This window comes from Dactylosporangium sp. CA-152071, assembly GCF_050936335.1.
Taxonomy (GTDB): domain Bacteria; phylum Actinomycetota; class Actinomycetes; order Mycobacteriales; family Micromonosporaceae; genus Dactylosporangium; species Dactylosporangium maewongense.
In genome coordinates this window covers 6,051,183-6,071,608 of record NZ_JBNJMZ010000001.1, presented here as the reverse complement: position 1 = coordinate 6,071,608, position 20,426 = coordinate 6,051,183, and the positions used below count along the sequence as shown (strand labels likewise).

At 71.6% G+C, this 20,426-nt stretch carries 16 protein-coding genes and 2 pseudogenes; 1 reads left to right on the top strand and 17 read right to left on the bottom strand.

The features are described 5' to 3' along the window. The first annotated feature begins 122 nt into the window (after positions 1 to 122). Positions 123 to 1,325: an arginine deiminase gene (locus ACQEVZ_RS27150; RefSeq protein ID WP_433371405.1), complete on the top strand. Its 1,203-nt coding sequence runs from the start codon at positions 123 to 125 to the stop codon at positions 1,323 to 1,325. An 87-nt stretch (positions 1,326 to 1,412) separates the two neighbouring features. On the opposite strand, the gene ACQEVZ_RS27145 is transcribed toward ACQEVZ_RS27150, so the two are convergent. The 17 genes and pseudogenes from ACQEVZ_RS27145 to ACQEVZ_RS27065 form a co-directional block, all read right to left on the bottom strand. Continuing rightward, positions 1,413 to 2,300: a DUF5926 family protein gene (locus ACQEVZ_RS27145; protein ID WP_363393138.1), complete on the bottom strand. Its 888-nt coding sequence runs from the start codon at positions 2,298 to 2,300 to the stop codon at positions 1,413 to 1,415. Between the two features lie 855 nt (positions 2,301 to 3,155). After that, complete coding sequence (locus tag ACQEVZ_RS27140) at positions 3,156 to 3,554, bottom strand: ATP-binding protein (protein WP_344500920.1); 399 nt, start codon at positions 3,552 to 3,554, stop codon at positions 3,156 to 3,158. Between the two features lie 4 nt (positions 3,555 to 3,558). Next, complete coding sequence (locus ACQEVZ_RS27135) at positions 3,559 to 5,070, bottom strand: sensor histidine kinase (RefSeq protein WP_433371400.1); 1,512 nt, start codon at positions 5,068 to 5,070, stop codon at positions 3,559 to 3,561. Positions 5,071 to 5,176: 106 nt separating this feature from the next. Continuing rightward, complete coding sequence (locus ACQEVZ_RS27130) at positions 5,177 to 5,986, bottom strand: glycerophosphodiester phosphodiesterase (protein ID WP_433371397.1); 810 nt, start codon at positions 5,984 to 5,986, stop codon at positions 5,177 to 5,179. 10 nt (positions 5,987 to 5,996) lie between these two features. Next, a complete protein-coding gene (locus ACQEVZ_RS27125) occupies positions 5,997 to 6,335 on the bottom strand; it encodes a rhodanese-like domain-containing protein (protein WP_425552141.1) in 339 nt (112 codons plus the stop codon). A 20-nt stretch (positions 6,336 to 6,355) separates the two neighbouring features. Further along, on the bottom strand, positions 6,356 to 7,780 hold the full coding sequence (locus tag ACQEVZ_RS27120) for an LCP family protein (protein ID WP_433371394.1): 1,425 nt from the start codon (positions 7,778 to 7,780) through the stop codon (positions 6,356 to 6,358). 381 nt (positions 7,781 to 8,161) lie between these two features. After that, positions 8,162 to 9,442: an LCP family protein gene (locus tag ACQEVZ_RS27115; RefSeq protein ID WP_433371391.1), complete on the bottom strand. Its 1,281-nt coding sequence runs from the start codon at positions 9,440 to 9,442 to the stop codon at positions 8,162 to 8,164. Between the two features lie 71 nt (positions 9,443 to 9,513). Further along, positions 9,514 to 10,485: a UDP-glucuronic acid decarboxylase family protein gene (locus ACQEVZ_RS27110; RefSeq protein WP_360559200.1), complete on the bottom strand. Its 972-nt coding sequence runs from the start codon at positions 10,483 to 10,485 to the stop codon at positions 9,514 to 9,516. A gap of 111 nt (positions 10,486 to 10,596) precedes the next feature. After that, on the bottom strand, positions 10,597 to 12,360 hold the full coding sequence (locus ACQEVZ_RS27105; RefSeq protein WP_433371387.1) for a solute symporter family protein: 1,764 nt from the start codon (positions 12,358 to 12,360) through the stop codon (positions 10,597 to 10,599). Then, entirely contained in the window at positions 12,357 to 12,701 is a 345-nt protein-coding gene (locus ACQEVZ_RS27100) for a DUF485 domain-containing protein (protein WP_344500904.1), read from the bottom strand. Before ACQEVZ_RS27100 ends, ACQEVZ_RS27105 begins: the two co-directional genes overlap by 4 nt. Positions 12,702 to 12,933: 232 nt before the next feature. Further along, positions 12,934 to 13,515 carry a flavin reductase family protein gene (locus tag ACQEVZ_RS27095; RefSeq protein WP_354890097.1) on the bottom strand — a complete coding sequence of 194 codons (582 nt, stop codon included), beginning with the start codon at positions 13,513 to 13,515 and terminating at the stop codon, positions 12,934 to 12,936. A gap of 75 nt (positions 13,516 to 13,590) precedes the next feature. Then, a complete protein-coding gene (locus ACQEVZ_RS27090; RefSeq protein ID WP_433371383.1) occupies positions 13,591 to 15,333 on the bottom strand; it encodes an ABC transporter permease in 1,743 nt (580 codons plus the stop codon). Beyond that, positions 15,324 to 16,088, bottom strand: a complete 765-nt coding sequence (locus ACQEVZ_RS27085; protein WP_360559196.1) for an ABC transporter ATP-binding protein — start codon at positions 16,086 to 16,088, stop codon at positions 15,324 to 15,326. The genes ACQEVZ_RS27090 and ACQEVZ_RS27085 overlap by 10 nt, the downstream gene beginning before the upstream one ends. A 41-nt stretch (positions 16,089 to 16,129) precedes the next feature. Continuing rightward, positions 16,130 to 17,014, bottom strand: a pseudogene (locus tag ACQEVZ_RS27080) (sodium:solute symporter family transporter); the annotation flags it as partial. A gap of 122 nt (positions 17,015 to 17,136) precedes the next feature. After that, positions 17,137 to 17,836: pseudogene (locus ACQEVZ_RS27075) on the bottom strand (sodium:solute symporter family transporter); the annotation flags it as partial. A 169-nt stretch (positions 17,837 to 18,005) separates the two neighbouring features. Next, a complete protein-coding gene (locus ACQEVZ_RS27070) occupies positions 18,006 to 18,392 on the bottom strand; it encodes a hypothetical protein (protein ID WP_344500894.1) in 387 nt (128 codons plus the stop codon). 81 nt (positions 18,393 to 18,473) lie between these two features. After that, positions 18,474 to 20,396, bottom strand: coding sequence for a DUF4153 domain-containing protein (locus tag ACQEVZ_RS27065; protein WP_433371379.1), 1,923 nt, complete (start codon positions 20,394 to 20,396; stop codon positions 18,474 to 18,476). Between the last annotated feature and the right edge of the window lie 30 nt (positions 20,397 to 20,426).

Sequence of the window (20,426 nt, the reverse complement as noted above, 5' to 3'; positions counted from 1 at the left end):
CAGCATACTTGGATGGGTGAAAGACTCGGAATGACTGGGATGAATGCCACATTCACGACGTCTCATGAATTTGCAGATAGCGCCCAACCGGCGGATATCGGGTCAGCCGTTAGTCTGAATCGGTGAGCCTTCATCACGTCGACAGCGAGGTCGGCCGGCTCGGCACGGTGCTGCTGCACCGTCCGGGCGCCGAGCTCGCCCGGCTGACCCCGCGAAACAACGACTCGCTGCTCTTCGACGGAATCCCGTGGGTCGGAAGGGCCCAGGAAGAGCATGACACGTTCGCACAAGCGCTGCGCACTCATGGCGTCGAGGTGCTGTACGTCTCGGAGCTGCTCGCCGAGACCCTGACCCTGCCGGCCGCCCGCCAGGAGGTCACGCGGGCCGTCCTCGACGACGTCCGGCTCGGCGACACCCTGCGCGGCCACGTCGCCGCGCACCTGGCCGCGCTCGACCCGGCCGGCCTCGCGACCACGCTCATCGCCGGGCTGTCGCGGGCGGAGCTGCGGGCGGGCGGTGGTCTCGTACACGCGCTGATGGACCGGACCGATTTCGTCATCGACCCGCTGCCGAATCTGCTGTTCACGCGCGATTCATCGGTCTGGATCGGGGGTCAGGTCGCGGTGACGAGCCTGGCGATGCACGCCCGCCGCCGGGAGACCACCCTCACCCACGCGATCTATCGGCACCATCCTCGCTTCTCCGGGACGCCGCTGGTGTACGAGCCTGGGCTGGAGCACCTGGAGGGCGGCGACGTGCTGCTGCTGGCGCCGGGCGTGCTCGCGGTCGGCGTCGGCGAGCGCACCCGGCCGGCCGGTGCCGAGCGGCTCGCCAGGCGCTGCTTCGAGCGCGGCCTCGCCCATACGGTCCTGGTCGTGCCGATCGCGCAGGAGCGGGCCACCATGCACCTCGACACGGTGTGCACCATGGTCGACGTCGACGCGGTCGTCATGTACCCGAACGTCGCCAGCACCCTGCGGGCGTGGACCGTCACCAGCACCGACCTGCAGCTCGACGAGCTCGTCGTCAGCGGGCCGGAGCCGTTCATCGTCGCCGCCGCGAAGGCCATGCGGATCGACACCCTGCGGATCATCGACACCGGCCTCGACCCGGTCACCGCCGAGCGTGAGCAGTGGGACGACGGCAACAACACCTTGGCGATCGGTCCGCGGCTCTGCGTCGCGTACGAGCGAAACACCGAGACGAACGCCCAGCTGGAGCGGCACGGGATCGAGGTGATCCGGATCCCCGGCTCCGAGTTGGGCTCGGGCCGGGGAGGTCCGCGTTGCATGTCCGCACCGATCGTGCGGGCTTCGTCCGCTTGATGCTCGACGCTTGACGCTTGATCAACGCCGGTGGTGCGAGCTTCGCCCGCATGCGGGCGTCGTCCGCTTCGTCCGCTTGACGCTTGATCAGCGCAGCGGCTGGAGGCGGCCGAGCAGCCCCTGCTTGCTGCGCCGCTCGGCGGCGGTCAGCGGCTCGCTGACGGCGAGGGCTTCGGCGTACCGCTTCGTGAACTCGGCGACCGGCGCCTCCCACTCCTCGGCGTCCACCTCGAGCGGCAGGTCCCACACGGGCGCGAGGAGCCCGTGCGCGCGGAACATGCCGGCGAACTTGGTGTTGTCGCCGAGCAGCAGCCCGCCACCCGCCGACAGCCGCGACAGCGCGTCGAGCGCCCGGTCCTCGTCGTCGCCGAGGACGAGCCGGACGTGGGCCCGGTCGGTGACGCGGCACCAGTACGTCGCTGGCGCCGCCGACAGACGGACCGTCGGGAAGATGCTCGCGTTGGCCCGCTCCAGCGACGCCCGCACGTTCGGGTCGTCGGTGGCGTTGTCCTCGAGCCAGAACTCGAAGCCCGTGTGCACGGTGATGTCCAGCGGCGCGTTGACGATCACGTCCTGCAGCCGCGGCCCGACCCCCGGCAGCGCCGGGATGTTGACCGTCTGCCCGGTCGGCGTGTCCAGCGCGCACTGCAGCGCCACGGCCAGGTCACGGGACACGTCCCCGGACTGCACGTGCCGCTGCAGCCCGATGAACACCCGCCCGTCGGGCTTCGTCATCGCCGGCCACGCCATCGGCAGCACGGTGGCGAGAATGACGGGCCGGTCGCCGTACTTCTCGGCCAGCTCAGGCGCCAGCTTCAGCGGCGCCGAGGCGGCCGGCACCAGCTCACGCAGCGCGATCCACTCCGGCTCGTCGGCCAGCCCCTCGAACGGCCGTCCGACGTACACGTCACGGATCTTCTGGCGCTTCTCGCCCTCGGCGGACCGGCCACGGGGGGTTTTCGCTCGCTTGCTCACGGCGACCCAGCCTAGGCGGTCCGAAACCCCCACGGGCAAAGACCCACCACCCCGGGCGCGTCACTCACCCACCAGCGCCATCACCTGACCGACAAGTCGGAAATGTCGCCCAGCCGCAGCTGCCACTCGACGACGGTAATCTCGGTTGGACTCTGTACAGCGCCACACCCCCCACGCAGACGCACCGACCCGTCGCAGACGGTCACATGCGAAAGGTCAATTAGTTCGGCGGGTGTAAGGTTGCTGTAGATCAGCCAGGCAGCGACCAACCGGCCCGCATCTGCTTCACTCGGCCGCCATTCGGCCGCCACCCCTGCCAGCGGCGCCCAGTTCGACGAAGTCCTCGCGCCCGCGCGAACTTCGACGACCTTCCGCGCGCATGGTGGCTTCCGCGCTTGTGCGGGAACGCGCGAAGGTGGAAACGCGACGCGTGCGGGAATCTCGACCCAGCACCGACAACCCACTGGTCGGCCGGGCCGGGGCACGTGCAGCGGGTCGCCGTCCAGGCGTGCCCGCGCTGGCGGTCCGGCGGCTGGACGGTCCCGCGGCGGTCCGGCGGCTGGACGGTCCCATGGCCGGATCGCGAACGTCGGGGCCCAGGGGCCGGCCAGCCCGGGAAACATCGCGGGCGTCGAAACCCTTGGAGTCGACCAGTCCGGGAGGCATCGCAGGTTTCGAGCCCACGGAGTCGCCCAGTCCGGGGACCGGGGTCAGGCTGGCGCCGTCATGCCGCGCGCACGCGCGTGAGGCTGCCGCGCGACAGCGCTGGCAGTGCGAGCGCAGCGAGCATGGGGGTGCGGGTGGGAACCCCCGCCGGGGCCCCGCCGCGAAGCGGTGGGGGAGTTACAGCGGGAATTACAGCGTGGCCCAGACGCATTGGCCTAGGCCGTCGCGTTCGACGCCCCAGTGGGTGGCCAGGGCGGCGACGATGGTCAGGCCGCGGCCGTCGACGGCGTCGGGGGCGGCTACGCGGAGCTCGGGGCCTGCGGGGGAGCCGCCGTCGGTCACGCGGATCTCCAGCGTGTCGTCGGGGAGCAGGCGCCAGGCTACGCGGATGACGTCGCCGGGGAGGGGGGCGGCGTGGCGGACGGCGTTGCCGACGAGTTCGGCGGCGATGGCGACGGCGTCGTCGAGGCGGTCCGCGGTGACGAGGGTGTCGAGCTCGTGGGCCAGGCGGTGGCGGGCAAGGTGGGCGCCCCGGGCGTGGTGGGGCACCACGACGCACCAGGCGCGCTCCGCGATGGTTGTGGACACGATCTCAAGCCTCCCCGAGGGCATCTGCGTCGGCGCGGGGCAGTCGCACCTCGGCGACGGTCCCGCCGCCTTGGCGTGGACGCAACGATACCCATCCATGTTGACGCTCAACGATCCTACGCACCAGATACAGCCCCAGTCCGACGCCGCCGCGGGTGCGTTGGTCGCCGGTCTCCAGTTGCCAGAAACGCTCGAACGCCCGCTCGACGTGCTCCGGGCGGATGCCGATGCCTCGGTCGGCGATCCTGAACCAGACTGACTGCTCGTCTGCACCCGCGGTCAGATCCGCTTCTACCCAATTCAGTGAGTATTTACCCGCATTCGTGACGAATTCCGCAAGGATCGTAGCGAGGGTGGCGCGCTCACCCAGGGCCTTCGGCAAGGACTGCGGCAGTGAAACGGCCAGCGTGCGGCGCTGCTCCGGGCTCAGATCGTCGACCGCGGTGGTGAGGGTGTCGATCAGGTCGAACGGCAGCAGCGCCGAGGCGTCGCCCGGGGTGGCCTCGTCGCCGACGGCGTTCAGGAGGCGGTCGACGAGCCTGCTGAGCTCGCGGGCGCGCTGGCCGACGACGTACACCGCCTCGCGGCGGGAGCCCTCGTCGAGGGACTCCCAGTGCTCGACGAGCGTGTCGGCGTACCCGCGGATGACGGTGATCGGGGTCCGCAGCTCGTGCCCGGTGAGGGCGATGAACAGGTCCCTGCCGTCGGAGGGCTGGTCGGCCCGGGCGCGGAACGACACCGCGATGTCGGCGGAGCCGGGCACGGTGGCGGCGCGGATCTGAATCCACGTGCCGCAGGCCATCTGATGCTCGACGATCTCGGCGCCGGCGACCGAACCGCCGCTGGTCAAAGGCAACGGGAAGGGCCACGGCTCGCCGATCGCGGCCTCGGGTGAGCGCGCGGTGAGCAGGGCGGCGGCGGGGTTCCAGGTGCGCACGAGATGGTCGGCGTCGAGCAGGGCGAACGGCTCCCCCACGGGGTCGAGCACCGGCCCGCCCTCGTGGATCGGCAGGCCCCGCCCCAGGGAGTACTGGAGTCCGACGAGCCCCGCGAGAAAGGCGAGGGCGGCGCGCTCGCCGGCGCCGGCGGTGCCTTCGGTGTCGCGGTAGCCGCCGACGAGCACCCCGACGGCGGTCTTGCCGGCGGTGACCTCGGCGGCGACGAAGCGGTGCAGGCCGCGCCCGCGGAGGTGTTCGCCGCCGACGGTGCCGAGCAGGTCGACGGGGAGCTCGCGGACCCTGGACCCGTACTGCAGCAGGCCGCGCAGCGTCGGGTGGATGAGGTCGACCGGGCGGCCGAGGGACCAGTCGAGCGCTCCCGCGGCGGCGACGACGCGGCCGCTGTCGTGGCCGTATTCGACGAAGGCTGCCCCTGCCGCGCCGGTCGCGTCGACGGTGACGTCGACGGTGCGCTGGAGTGCGGGGAGCCCGCCGTCACCGGTCGAGAGCTGCTCGGCGATCTCGGCCAGGCCGCCGAACACGGCGGTGGCGTCGACCGGACCGCGAGCATCGACCATGATGCGAGTCTGCCTCCCCACGCTTCGCTTTGAAAGCCCAACGCCCAAACTTCTCGACGTGCGATTCCGGCGACCTCGATGGGCGTGACGACGGATTCCGCAGTGGTCAGTCGCGCAGGCCCATTTCCTTGAGCCGTTCGATCACGAATGCGGGCCGGTCGGAGATGATGCCGTTGACCTTGAGTTTTACCACCAGGTCGACGTCGTCGGGTTCGTTGACGGTCCACACGTACACGGGGAACCCCCGCCGGTGGAGGCGTTCGACGAGCTCGGGGGAGGCGCGCAGGAGCGAGACCCCGGGGCCGCCGATGCTGCTGCCGGGCGGGAGCCAGCCGATGCGGCTCGGCACGGACCAGACGTCGATGAGCATGACGGTGGGTAGGGCGGGTGCGAGCTGCCGGACCCGGCGCACGGCGTTGGCGGAGAACGACATCATCGTGACGTGGACGGGCTGTTCCTCCCTGGGGCGGTCCAGTCCGTACCGGCGGAGGAGCTTCAGCAGCGCGGTTTCGACGGCGGCGCCGTAGCGGGTGGGGTGTTTCGTCTCGATGAGCAGCCGCATGGGCCGGCCGGCGTCGACGGCGAGGCCGAGGAGCCGGTCGAGGGTGAGGACCCGGCCGCGCCACTGGTCGTCGGCGAGTTTGCGTTCGGTGATGAGCTCGTCGGGTGACTCGGGCAGGTCGGTGCGCCACGAGCCGAAGTCGAAGCGGTCGAGGTCGGCGAGGGTCTGCACGCTGACGCGTCCGCGGCCGTCGCTGGTGCGGTCGATGCGGGAGTCGTGGAGGCAGACGAGGTGGCCGTCGCGGGTCAGCCGGACGTCGCATTCGAGGCCGTCGGCGCCTTCCTCGATGGCGAGGAGGTAGGCGTCGAGGGTGTGTTCGGCGTGCCGGAATGACGAGCCCCGGTGCGCGAACACCCACGGCCGCTCAGGCGACCCGGGGAGCACCGCCGTCCTCGCTCACCATGGGCCGGCCGGCGGCCGCCCAGTCGGACATGCCGCCGTCGAGGTTGGTGGCGCGGGTGAGCCCCTGCTGCTGCAGGTAGGCGACGACCTGCGCGGAGCGGCCGCCGACGCGGCAGACGACGATGACGTCGCGGTCGGCGGGGATCTCCTCGATCCGCGTCGGGATCTGCATCATCGGCAGGTGGTGGGCGTCGGGTGCGTGGCCGGCGGTCCACTCGTCGTCCTCGCGGACGTCGAGGAGGTAGGCGTCGGCAGCGACTTCGTCGACCGTGATGGTCGGCACAGCGGATCCCCTGAACACGGTCCCAGCCTATAAGAGGCTCAGATCGGGTTGACCCAGGTGGGGTTCTCCACCGCCCACGAGTCGAGCGAGTCGTTCGTCATCGCGCTGTACAGCGTCTGCGCCTCTTCCAGGGCGACGACGTAGGAGATGCCGCCGATGTCCTGCGGCTCGGACGGCACGGTGAGGCCGACCAGGCTGCTGGGGCGGACGTTGCGCAGCCCGAACATGAGCTCCTCGAGGGCGACGCCGTTGGTGTCGACGGTGAGGGCGCTGCCGATGGCCCGGATGAACTTGTCGAGGGCGATCGGGTTGGTGGTCAGGTTCTGCTGCTGGGCCTTGGCGAGGATGGCGCGGATGAACTTCTGCTGGTTCTTCTGCCGGTCGTAGTCGCCGTTGGCGAGGCTCTTGCGCTGCCGGACCAGGTCGAGGGCCTGCCACGACTCGAGGTGGTGGCAGCCGACGTTGTACACCGCCGGGCGGCCGCCGTGCTCGGGTGACAGGTAGTTGCCCTTGTCGTCGTAGCCGAGGTGGATCGAGGTGACCTTCTGGTCGATGCACATGTCGACGCCGCCGAGGATGTCGACGGCGGCCTTGAAGCCGTCGAAGTTGACGATGGCGGCCCCGTCGAAGTGGATGCCGAGCAGTTCGGTGAGGGTTTCGGCGAGGAGCTGGACGCCGCCCGTGCCGCCGCCGCCGTACTGGAACGCGCCGTTGATCTTCTCGTGGCTGGCGCCGCGGAACCCGGTGGGCTCGAACGCGGGGATCTTCACGCGCAGGTCGCGGGGGATCGACAGCAGGTACGCCCGGTCGAGGCTGGCCGGGATGTGCACGATGATGATCGAGTCGGAGCGCTGCCCGTCCTCGGGGTCCTTGGCCCGCAGGTCGGAGCCGAGGAGCAGGAAGTTGAGCGGGCCGGTGATGGCGCTGCGGCGCTCTTCCTTCTTGTCGTCGTTGCCGGCGCGGGAGTTGGCGCCGAGGAGCTTCTCCTGGTGGACGCTGTTGCTGTACCGGCTGGCGAGGACCTGCGAGCCGGTGACGGCGGTGGCGGAGACGAGGACGAGGATCGCGCCGACGACGACGAGGAGCTTGGCCCAGATGGGGTCGCGTCCGGGCAGGGCGGCCTTGCGGGCCTTGCGCTTCTGCCTGCGGGTGAGGGGCTTCGCGGCGGCGGCGACGTCCGATGCCGCACTGTCGGCGTTTTCGGCAGGTGTACCGGCATCGCCGGCGTCACCGTCCGCATCCCCTGAAGCGGTCGCCTCGGAGGAGCCGGAGGCGGCGGTCTCGGAAGCAGCGGCCTCGGAAGCAGCGGCCTCGGAAGCAGCGGCCTCGGAAGCAGCGGTCTCGGAAGCACCGGAGGCGGCGGTCTCCTCAGCGGCGCCTTCCTCGGCATCACCAGAGGCGGCGGCTTTCTCTGAAGCGGGCGCGGATGCGGAGGCGGCGGCCTCGCCTGAATCGCCGGACACGGAGGCAGGTTCGCCGGAAGAATCCGACATATCCGGACCCGCGGAGGTGACGGCGGGGGGAACTTCGTCGGCCGCGCGCGAGGACGTGTCACTCGAAGTCGCGTCAACCGACGCCGCCGGCCCTTCCTCAGGCTTCACCGGCGGATCCTGGTCCTGCTGCATGTCGCCCCCGACTGCGTGCCCGCACGGCGGCGGGGATTTATCCGAGTCTACGTTCGCGGCGGGGATCGTGCCGACCAGCGTCACTGCACAAGATCCGAAGAGATCCCACCAATCAGGCGTTTTCTACTCGGTCAAGGGTGACTCCTGCAATGAGATCTTTACGACAGCCCGGGCATGCAACCCCACAGGTGGGGAGACATGCCCGGGATGCCGGAATAATCACTTCTTGGTGGTCGCCTTCGTTGACGGGGGCGCCGAGCCGCTCGCGGCGGGCTTCGGGGCATTGGTGGCGGCCCAGTCCGCCATCTTGTCGGTGCGGATCGCGGTGTAGAGCGCCTCGGCCTTCGCCTTGTTGGGCACGACCACGTCCTCACCGTTGATCTTCTTGCTGCCGTCGTGCGGGCTGACCAGGAACGTCAGGTCGTCGCTGCGCAGGTTGCGGAACTGCAGGGCCATGTCGGCGAGCGAGAAGTCCTTGTCGACGGTCATCGCCTTGGTGATCGCCTTGAGGAAGGAGTTGAGCTTCGACGGGTTGCTGACGGTGCCGGAGCTGACCGCCTTGTCGAGGATCGCCTTCATCATCTGCTGCTGGTGGCGCATGCGGGCGAAGTCGCCGTCGGGGAACTGGTAACGCTGCCGGGCGTAGTCGAGGGCCTCGTCGCCGTTGAAGTGGTTCATGCCCTTCTTGAACTTGCGCTTCGGCGGGTGGACGGAGGTGATGTCGGACTCGATGTTCATGTCGATGCCGCCGAGGGCGTCGATGACCTGCTTGAAGCCGCCGAAGTCGATGAGCAGCACGTGGTCCAGGCGGACGTTGGTGTACTTCTCGATCGTCTCGACGGTCAGCGGCGTGCCACCCCAGGAGAACGACGCGTTGAGCTTGGCGTTGGTGTCGCCGTACGGCGTCGACTTGCTCTTGGGGATGTACACGTACAGGTCGCGGGGCATGGAGACCAGGTACGCCTTGTCGTGGCTCGCCGGGATGTGCATCACGATCATGGTGTCGGTCCGCCACTCGCCGGCCTTGCCCTTGTTGTCGGGGTCGCGGGAGTCGCTGCCGAGCAGCAGGATGTTGAGCGCGCCGTCGGCGACCTTGGCGGGTCGGCCGTTGGTGATCTCCGAGAACGGGTCGTCGCGCTGCAGGCCCGCGTCGACGTAGCGGTAGTAGGCGTAGGCGCCGACGCCGGCGAGCAGCGCCAGGACCATGATCGCGGCGCCGGAGACGAGCGCGATGCGCCCCCAGCGGGGACGGATCTTCTTGCGGCCGGGGTACTCGTTGCCGCCGGGCCGCCGGGGCGGGACGACCCCGCCACCGCCGCCACCGCCGCCGGAGCGGGAGGTGGACCCTGAGGCGGGCCGGCCGTAGACGCCTGACGACGACGCCGGGCTGGTCGGTGTGGAGGCGCCGGTGACACGCGCACGCGCTCCCGCGCTGGGCGGGAGCGAGTTGGGCACTGAGGCGCGACCCGACGAGCCGTTCGAGGCAGGCGTGGTGGACATGAAAACCACGATACGAACCTCCGGCCGCTCCGCCACGCAACTCGGGCGGGCGCGGCACGAAGCGGGGAGAGTCAGCGGCTGCGGAAGTACTCCACAGTGCGCCGCAGGCCCTCCTCGGGGCCGACGGACGGCTCGTATCCGAGCAGCTCACGCGCCTTGGTGAGGTCGGGGCGGCGGCGCTCGGGGTCGTCGGCGGTGCGGGGCAGCAGGGACACGGTCGACGTGCTGTCGGATAGCCGCACGATCGTGTCGGCGAGCTCCAGCATGGTCATCTCGTGCTCGGTGCCGCAGTTGACGGGGCCGGTCTCGCCGGAGTCGAGCAGGAGGAGGATGCCGCGGACGAGGTCCGACACGTGGCAGATGGACCGGGTCTGGGTGCCGGAGCCGTGGACGGTGATCGGCTCGCCGCGCAGCGCCTGCGAGATGAACGTGGGGATGGCGCGGCCGTCGTCGGGGCGCATGCGTTCCCCGTACGTGTTGAAGATCCGCACGATGCCGACGTCGGCGCCCCGGCCGCGCTGGTAGCCCATGGTGGCGGCCTCGGAGAAGCGCTTGGCCTCGTCGTACACGCTGCGGATGCCGATCGGGTTGACGTTGCCCCAGTAGGTCTCCGGCTGCGGGTGGACGAGCGGGTCGCCATACGCCTCGGACGTGGACGCCATCACGAAGCGGGCGCCGTCGGCGACGGCACGCTCGAGCAGCTGGAGGGTGGCGATCGAGCCGACCCGGAGGATCTCGACGGGCAGCAGCTGGAAGTCGGTGGGGCTGGCCGGCGACGCGAAGTGCATGATCGCGTCGAACCTGGCGCTGAGGGCGTCGACGGCCGGCAGCGGCTCGCTGACGTCGGCCTCGACGAGCGTGAATCGAGGGTGGTCGACCAGGTGGGCGACGTTGTCCTTACTGCCCGTGACGAAGTTGTCGAGCACGACGACGTGCGCCCCGCGGGCGATCAAGGCGTCAGCGAGGTGCGAGCCGACGAACCCGGCACCACCGGTGAGGAGGATGCGGTGTCCCTCGCCGTAACGCTGCGCAACAACGACCATGAGACCAGCCTAGCTGTAGTGCGCCGGGGCGAGGGAATCGGCGGTACCCCGACCCCGGCGCACTAGATCCGGCGGGTGCGCCGGCCCCGGAGGAGCCGGCGCACCCGGTCTTCAGTGGGCGCCGGCTCCGGTGAGGGCGCGGGCCTCCAGCTCGGCGAACTTGTCCGCGTCGCGTTCCTTGCTGGTGAGGGCGCCGATCGCGGCGAAGATGAACCCGATCGGGATCGAGATCAGGCCCGGGTTCTCCAGCGGGATGGGCGCCGGGGTGGTGCAGCTGAACAGGGCCGTCGCGTTGGAGACCTCTTTCGACTTCACGTCGACGCCGCAGGTCTTGGCCTGCGCGGCGTTGAGGGTCGCCGGGGTGCGGGCGTCGCTGACGCCGCCCCACGCGATGGGGCTCATGAGCACGATGCCGACGGCGGAGATGAGGCCGGCGTAGATGCCCCAGGTCGCGCCGCGGGTGTTGAACTTCTTCCAGAAGAGGGAGAAGAGGATCGCCGGCAGGTTCGCCGACGCCGCGATGGCGAATGCGAGCGCCACGAGGAACGCGACGTTGAGGTTGCGGGCGAAGATGCCGAGGACGATCGCGACGGCGCCGATGACGAACGCGGAGTACCGGGCGACGACGACCTCCTGCCGTTCGTCGGTCTGCCCGCGCTTGATGACGTTGGCGTAGAGGTCGTGCGCCAGCGACGACGACGACGCGAGGGTGAGCCCGGCGACGACGGCGAGGATGGTGGCGAAGGCGACCGCGGCGATGATGGCGAGCAGCAGCGAGCCGCCGAAGTCGCCGCCGAGGTACCGTTTGCCGAGGGCTTCGGCGAGCTGCGGCGCGGCGGTGTTGCCGCCGGGGTCCTGGGCGAGGATCGCCTGGCGGCCGACGAGCGCGGCGGCACCGAAGCCGAGCGCGAGGGTCATCAGGTAGAAGACGCCGATGATGCCGATGGCCCAGACGACGCTCTTGCGGGCTGCCTTGGCGTTGGGCACCGTGTAGAAGCGGATCAGGATGTGCGGCAGGCCGGCGGTGCCGAGCACGAGCGCGAGACCCAGCGAGATCAGGTCGAGCTTGCTGGCGAGGGTCGCGGCGGCGTTGCCGGCGATGTCGCGGCCGTAGCGCAGGCCGGGCTGCAGGAACGACTCCGGCGGGGTGCGGCCGGACTTGGCGGCGGCGTCGCCGAGCAGCGTCGACAGGTTGAACTTGTACGCGGCGAACACCATCAGCGTCAGCAGCAGGGCGCCGAGCATGAGCATGAACGCCTTGACGATCTGGACGTAGGTGGTGCCCTTCATGCCGCCGACGGTCACGTAGACGATCATCAGCACGCCGATGAGGGCGATGGTGACGATCTTCGCGGTCTCCGCGGTCATGCCCATGAACGTGTCGCCGGCCTTGATGCCGAGCAGGAGGGCGACGAGGGCGCCGGCGCCGACCATCTGCGCCAGCAGGTAGAAGATCGACACGATGATCGTGGAGATCGAGCCGGCGGTGCGGACGGGTGCCTGCCGCATCCGGAACGCGAGGACGTCGGCCATCGTGTAGCGGCCCGAGTTGCGCATGAGCTCGGCGACCAGCAGCAGCGCGACGAGCCAGGCGACGAGGAAGCCGATCGAGTACAGGAAGCCGTCGTAGCCGTTGAGGGCGATGATGCCGGCGATGCCGAGGAAGCTCGCCGCCGACATGTAGTCGCCGCCGATCGCCATGCCGTTCTGGAAGCCGGTGAAGGACCGGCCGCCGGCGTAGAAGTCGGCGGCGCTCTTGGTCTGCCGGCTGGCCCAGATGGTGATGGCGAGGGTGGCCGCGACCAGGACGACGAAGAGCGTGAGCGTCAGCGTCCGGGTCGTGGATGCCCCTACCGCGAGGGTGACGTCGTTCATTCGGGGCTCCCTTCGATCTTGGCGCGCAGCTCGTCGGCGAGGGGGTCGACGCGACGGTCGGCGTAGCGGGTGTACAGCCAGGCGATGAGGAACGTCGACACGAACTGCAGCAGCCCGAAGATCAACGCGATATTGATGTGCCCGACGACCTTCGTGCTCATGAAGTCGCGGGCGTACGCGGAGAGCAGCACGTAGAGCGCGTACCAGACGAGGAACGCGGCGGAGACGGGGAAGACGAAGCGACGCAGGGCGCGGCGCAACGCGTCGAACTCCGGGGTGTTGGCGACGGCGACGTACCGGTTGTCGTCCGTGCCGGCCGGCACCGGCGTTTCGGTGCTCATGGGGGGATCACCACCTGCCGTTGGGGTGTGGGTACGCGCACGGTAGGAACCCGCCGCGCGGCGGTGAAGATCCCTGGGCGGGCCCGGCGGCCCGCTGCGCCCAACGGCGGGTTCGGTGCGCCGAGTGACAGCGGTCACACCGTTTAACGGCGTGAATGCGTCGCGCGGCGGCGCATGGGATCCGTGGGGTGGGGACCCCCGCCGCTTGCGTTGGGGCGGCCGGCAAGAGCGTCTATATCGAGGTGTACCGACCCCGGTGGTGGAGCAGGGGCTTCGCCGCGGTGTCGCTCAGGTCGACGTGGCGGATGGTCGCCTCGACGAGCAGCGACCAGCCGAACGCCCGGGCACCGTCGAGCCCGCAGCCGGCCCACGGGTAGCCGCGCGGGACCGGCCCGAACTCCGTGGACTCCCAGTCGCCGGTCGAGAAGAGCCCGCCGGGCGCGGGCATGAGCCCCGCGAACCGCTCGGCGAGCTGGTTGTCGCCCTCGGCGAGCGGCACGACCGCGAACCGGCCGGACGCCTCGATCGCCGTCCACAGGTCGCTCTCGTCGTCGACCAGCCCGGCGACCCGGCCCGGGTCGCCGTCGGAGACCAGCATCGACGACACGGTCAGCCCGGCGGGCGCGCCGGCGCCGGCCGAGGTCCACAGCGTCACCGCGGCCGGGAGGCGCCCGCGGAGCCGCCGCAGCGGCGAGCGCTGGTCGTCCGGTGTGGCGAACGGATCCGAGGCGTGGATGCTCACCGGCTCATTGTCCGCTGCCCCCGGACACGGACCCGGAGGAACCCTCCGTACGGCCGGCGCCCGCCCCGGCATGGCCGGCGCCGCGCGGTGTGACCGCCCCGCAGGCGCCCGCTCAGGGGTGACCGGCGACGGGCCTCACGTGGGGGGCTACGCCCGCTTCGGGGTGACGGCGACGAGGACCTCCGGGGCGCGCCGCTCCAGCAGGCTCCCGGCGAGGCGGGTGCCGGTCCAGGCGAGCCCGGACCCCCACAGCAGCCCGACCGGCAGCAGCACCCACGCGAACGCGTCGGGGAGCAGGAAGAACGCGACGATCAGCGGCGCCGTCAGCGCCCAGGTGGCGAGCATGCAGACGAAGGACAGCATGCTCTTCGCGCTGCCCTGGCCGGTGTTCATCGCGAACGGGTTGGTGGTGTCGGGCATCGGGTAGGGCGCGAGCACCGACGTGATGCCGGCGGCGCCGACGGAGATGCCGAACGCGCACAGGCCGACGCCGAGCGCCGCGGGCAGCTGGTCGGTGTGGCCGGCGATCACCGACACGACGACGGTGCCGGCGGCCAGCAGCGGGAACGCGAGGATGCCGACGCCGGCGGCGCGGGCCGCGAGCTCGACCTGGCCGGGGACGTTCGTGAGCATGTGCAGCGCGTAGGCGGTGCCGTCGTTGCCGAACTGGTTCACCAGTACCAGACCGACGAACGCGCCGGCGAACAGCAGGGAGAACACGAGGGCGCCGCCGCTCATGCCGGCGCTCTGCCGGGCCGCTTCCTGCTCGTCGGAGCCGCCGCCGAAGCCGAACGTGAACGCGAACGGCACGACGATGGACGCGGCGAGCAGCGAGATCAGGCTGGCGCGGCGGCGCGGGTCGCGGAACCAGTAGCGGATCTCCCGGGCGACGAGGCCGGTGAACCGGCCGGCTGGCCAGGACCGCAGGACGCCCGGCAGGAACGCCCGGACGGGCAGCTTGTCGATGGCCTTGACCTTCTTCGCCGCGCCGGTCGAGGCGGTGCCGAGCATCGCGGACTCGATCGTCTGCAGCCACCACCACAGCAGCGCGGCGACCCCGGCGACCCCGATCGCGAGGCGGGCCGCGACGAGCGCCCAGTCGCCCTCGATCGCGTCGACGTAGGCGACGAACGGCGCCGCGAGGGGCGTCCACGACAGGACGCCGCCGATCGTGGTGGCCTGCTTGGACTCGCCGTTCTCGACCAGGGCGAAGATCAGCTGGAAGACCGGGTTGCAGGAGATGCCGGCGAGGGCGATCAGCAGCGCCGCCAGGTCCCGGACCTTCCGCGAGCGGAGCATGCCCGCGAACGCGCTGGTGACGGCGCGGCTCGCGGCGACGCACACGGCGAGGCCGACGGCGGCGCCGAGGACGGCGACGGCACCCGCGGCGACGCCGCCGTCGAAGACCGCGCCGACGGTGGAGCCGAGCGCGGCGAGCAGGGTGACGACGGGTGGGATGCCGACGAACGCGGCGCCGAGCATGCCGAGCGCCAGGGTGCGGCGGGGCACGGGCAGCAGCGCGAACCTGGCCGGGTCGAGGGTCTCGTCGACGCCGAAGAACAGCAGCGGCACCAGGATCCAGGCGAGGACGAGTCCGGTGCCGGCGAACGCGGCGAGGGTCGGGCGCAGGTTGTCGTCGGTGAGGCTGCTGGCGGCGAACACGCTCACCCCGACGAACGCGGCCCACAGCCCGAAGATGATGCCCAGGACGAACAGCCAGACGCGGGACTTCTTGCCCCGCATCGTGTTGCGCAGGATGCGCAGCTTCAGCCGGACGAAGTCGGTGACCTTCGGGGCGCCGCCGCGGATCGGCTCGGGCCGCGCCGCGAGCACCCCGTCGTCAGGTGCCGCACGTGGCTGGGGGACGTGCGGCTCGGGGGTCACAGCCACGACAGCTCCGCGCCCGTCGCGACCCGGCCGCCGACGACGTCGACGAACACGTCCTCGAGCTCCCGGCCGCCCTTCACCTGCTCGGTGGTGCCGACGACCTTGATCTGGCCGTCGGCGAGGATGGCGATGTGGGTGCAGAGCCGCTCCACGACCTCCATCACGTGACTGGAGAAGATCACGGTGCCGCCGTTTCGCACGTACCGGATGAGGATGTCGCGGATGAGGGCGGCGGAGACCGGGTCGACGGCCTCGAAGGGCTCGTCGAGGACCAGCAGCCGCGGCGCGTGCAGCAGCGCGCAGGCCAGGCCGATCTTCTTCTTCATGCCGGCGGAGTAGTCGACGACGAGGGTGCGGCCGGCGTCGGCGAGGCCGAGGACGTCGAGCAGCTCGGCGGCGCGGCCGTCGATGACGTCCTGCGGAAGGCCGCGCAGCAGGCCCGTGTAGGCGAGCAGCTCGCTGCCGGTGAGCCGGTCGAACATGCGGGCCGAGTCGGTCAGCGCGCCGAGGCGGCGTTTCGCCTCGACGGGGTCGGACCAGACGTCGTGGCCGAGGACATACGCGTGGCCGGCGTCGGGGCGCAGCAGCCCGACCGCCATCGACAGCGACGTCGTCTTGCCGGCGCCGTTGGGCCCCAGCAGGCCGAAGAACGACCCGGTCGGCACGTCGAGGTCGACGCCGGCGACCGCGACCTTCTGGTCGAATCGTTTGGACAGCCCCCGCAGCGCGAGAGCCGAGGCAGGCTCGCGATCTGTCACAGCATGACCGTATGTCACGCCAGCACCGCCCGCCAGGGTGGTCACATCCGCAGCGCGTCCGGCGCGTGCAGGCGGAGCATGATCGCGCCGAGGTCCTTGGGCAGGCGCTGCCGGGTGAGCAGCGAGACGGTGATCATGACCAGGAAGGCGAGCGGCACGCTCCATGCGGCCGGCTGGGTGGTCAGCACGCCCGCCCAGCCCGGCAGCGGCCCGCCGAGCACCGTGAGCAGCACAGCGCCGGCCGCGGCGCCCCCACCGGCGACGATCCCGGCGGCCGCGCCGATCCCGGTCAGGCCGCGCCACCAGATGCCGAGGACGAGCAGCGGGCAGAAGCTGGACGCGGCGACGGCGAACGCGAGGCCGACGACCTGCGACACGTCGAGGCTCGCGACGAACAGGGCGAGCAGCAGCGGCACGACCCCGGCGACGAGCGCGGAGCGGCGGAAGTCGCGGACCGAGCCGTGGCCGAGCACGTCGGTGGACAGGACCCCGGCGACGCTCGTGAGCAGCCCCGACGACGCCGACAGGAACGCCGCGAACGCGCCCGCGGCGACGAGCGCGCTGAGCAGCTGGCCGGTGAGGCCGCCGCCGAGCGCCGCCGACGGCAGGAGCAGCACGACCGCGTCGGTGTTGCCGGTCATCAGCAGCTGCGGCGTGTACACGCGGCCGAGCACCCCGTACAGGGTCGGGGTCAGGTAGAAGACGCCGACGAGCCCGAGGACGACGAGCGTGGTGCGGCGGGCGGCGGCGCCGTCGGCGTTGGTGTAGAAGCGGACCAGCACGTGCGGCAGGCCCATCGTGCCGAGGAACGTGGCGAGGATCAGCGAGTACGTCGCGAACAGCCCCTGCGAGTGGTCGCCGGGCAGCAGCCAGTCCGTCGGCGACTCGGCGGAGACGGCGGCGACCTTCGGTACCGACGCGGCCGCCGGGAACTCGATGGCGGTGTCCGGGTCCGCGTCGTGCTCGCCGACCGTGAGCAGGACGGCGCCGTCGACCGTGGCCCCGTCGATCCGGCCGTGCGCGGTGACCGGCGTCTGGACGGTGACGATCAACCGGGTCGGGTGGTCGACGGTGACGGTCGTCACGGCCGGGAACGTCGGGCCGTCCGGCGCGGTGAGGGCGGGCCGGCCGTCGGACTGCCACTGCATGAGCAGGAACACGAACGGCACGGCGAGGGCGGTGAGCTTCAGCCAGTACTGGAACGCCTGCACGAACGTGATGGACCGCATCCCGCCGAGCGCGACGTTCAGGGTGACGACGACGCCGACGAGCAGCGCCCCCAGCGCGTACGGGGCGCCGGTCACCGTCTGCAGGGTCAGGCCGGCGCCCTGCAGCTGCGGCACGAGGTAGAGCCAGCCGATGAACATGACGAACGCGGTCGCGAGCTTGCGCAGCCGCTTCGAGCGGAGCCTGACCTCGCAGAAGTCGGGGAGGGTGAACGCGCCTGAGCGGCGCAGCGGGGCGGCGACGAAGAGCAGCAGCGCCAGGTAGCCGGCGGCGAACCCGACCGGGTACCAGAGGACGTCGACGCCGTGCTTGAGGATGAGGCCGGCGACGCCGAGGAAGCTGGCGGCCGACAGGTATTCGCCGCTGATCGCGGCCGCGTTCCAGGTCGGGCTGACCATGCGGGACGCCACGAGGAAGTCGGAGGTCGTGCGGGCGAACCGCAGCCCGTAGAGACCGATGGCGACGGTGACGAGGGTGACCGCGATGACCGCGATGACCGAAGGCAGGCCAAAAGCACTCATGCCGCCGCTTCCGCTGCGCTCCAGCGTCGGCCTGAGCCGACCTGATCCCATGATGAGCGGGCCGAGCCGCTCCGCTGCCCGCTCATGCCGCCGCCTCCGCTGCGCTCCAGCGTCGGCCCGAGCCAAACCTGATCCCATGATGAGCGGGCCGAGCCGCTCCGCTGCCCGCTCATGGCTGCTGGTGGGACCTGTCCTCGACCAGCGCGACGAACTCGGCCTCGTTGCGTTCGGCGAGGCGGACGTAGGCGTACCCGATGGCGAACAGGAACGGGTAGGCGGCGACCCCGAGCAGCAGCCACGGCACCGAGATCCCGAACAGGTGCGCCCTGCCGAGCGCGGGCGCGGCCGCGAACAGCAGCGGCAGCCCGCCGAGCCCGACCGCGACGACCGCCGCGAGCCGCACCGCGACGGCCAGCTGGGCGCGCACGAGCCCGCGGGCGAGGGCGGCCCCGACCGGGCTCTGCTCCTCCAGCTCCGCGCGGGTGCGGGCGGGGTCGATGGGGGCGCGGGCGACGTCACCGAGCACCACGCGGACCCGCGGGGTGGGTGGCTCCATGTCCCGCAGTCTCGCAACGAGCGTGAATCAAGTGCAAGGGGGCCGACACCCCCCGTTTGAGCGTCGGCCCCCCGTCCTTCGCTAGTACCGCCGGGAGCAGGGATAGTCGTCGGCGGACACCACCTCGGGCACGATCCGGCGGGCCTCGGCTCGGCCCAGGTTCCAGCCGCGCCAGTCGTCGCCGTCGTGCACGTCGGCGGAGATGCCGCTGAGCGTGCACTCGCGGGCGCCGGGCGGCAGCTTGTCCAGCGCCGGCGCGGCGTCGGCGGACAGCGTCGACAGGTACCAGAGGTCGGCGTTCTTGTAGGCGTACCGGGCGACGTTCTGCTCGGCGATGAACCGGTCCGGGTTCAGCACCGCGAGCCCCAGCAGCGTGACGACCCACAGGGCGACCGCGGCCCGCGGCAGCCAGCGCGTCGCCGGCACGACCCCCGCCACCATGATCAGGACGAGAAGGCCGCCGAGCCACAGCTCGAACGCGCTGACCAGGACGCGGAGGCGGCTGAAGCCGTACGCCTGCTCGTAGACGTCCATCCGCCACAGCGCGGACACCACGACGACGAGCGCGCCCAGGGACAGCAGCCCCAGGACCACCCGCAGCAGCGCCCGCTCGCGGGCCGTCTCCCGGGACGCCTTGCGGACCGTCACCGCGATCACGACGAGCGTGAGCAGCGTGACGACGAGCAGCTGCCAGAAGCCCTTCCGCGCGTAGTCGGCGAACGTGAGACCGGCGGTGCGCATCACGTAGTCGCGGTCGCCGAACAGGACCGCGACCTGCACGCCGACGAAGATCCCGAAGACGGCGAGGACGGCGCCGACGGGGACGACCCACTCGTACCAGCGGACCACCCGCCCCCGTCGTGGCCTGCCGTCGCCGAGCGTGGACGGGTTGTGCAGCAGGAACGCCCCGCCGAACGTGAGCCAGGCGGCGACGGCGCCGACGAACAGCCACCGGAACGGCGTGCTGAGCGACAGGTCGGGCAGGATCGTCTGCACGATCTGGTCGAACGCGGCGTCGGCGCTGGCGAACAGCGCCCCGAAGACGACGAGCAGCAGCACGCCGAGCCCGATCGAGCCGAGCAGCCGCGTCGCGCCGGACGCGCCTTCCTTCGCCCGGGCCCGGCTCATGCCGTACCGGACCCACGGCAGCGACCGGAACCCGGCCATCGGCAGGTTGACCAGCGCCGCGAAGACCGCCGGAACCCTCCGGCCGGCGCCGACGGCGAGCGCGACGCTGCCGAACGCGGCCAGGGCACACAGGAAGAACAGCCAGCCCGCGGCCCGGAACACCCCGACGGACAGCAGCGCGACGGTGGCGGCGCTCCAGCACGTGGCCTCGACCGCGCTGGTGCCGCGCTGCTTCGGATCCAGCCGCAGCAGCACGACCAGCAGGGCGACGACGAGCGCGAGGCCGGCGACGGGCCAGCCGATGCCGGGCCGGTCCAGTGGCAGGGCGGCGGCCGCGACGACCGCGGTGACCAGGCCGCCGATGAGCACGGTGGGCCCCGCGGCGACACTGCGGACCGGCCAGTGCCGCTGGACCAGGGTCGGGTGCGGCGGGCCGAGCCGGACCGGGCTGATCAACGCCGGGTTCGGTGGGTTCGGCGGCGGGTTCGGTGCCGGGTGTGGCGGACGGGTCGGCGGGGCGAGCGTGGCGACCGCTCCATGCGGCCCGCCGTGCCCCTGTTGCCGCTGCTCCTGGTGTACGGGGTGCGGCCCGGGGCGTGGTGGCTGCGGCGGGGCCTTTCGCAGGCCGGGTGCCACCCCGCCGGGCGGCGACGGCGGCCGGGGTGGTCGCGCGGCGGCGGAATCGTGCCGTTCCAGCGGGCGCGGTACCGGATACTGCGGCTTTTCCGCCGGGGTCGGCTCGACCGGTGTTGACTGCTTGTCCGTCGCGGGCTGCTCGGCCGTCGTGGGCTGCTCGGCCGTCGCGGGCTGCTCGGCCGGCTGGGCGGGGACGGTGGGGCGGTGCGGACCGTCGGATGGTTCCGTCGGGGACGACATGTCGGACTCCGGAGGGTATGAGGATCCGCG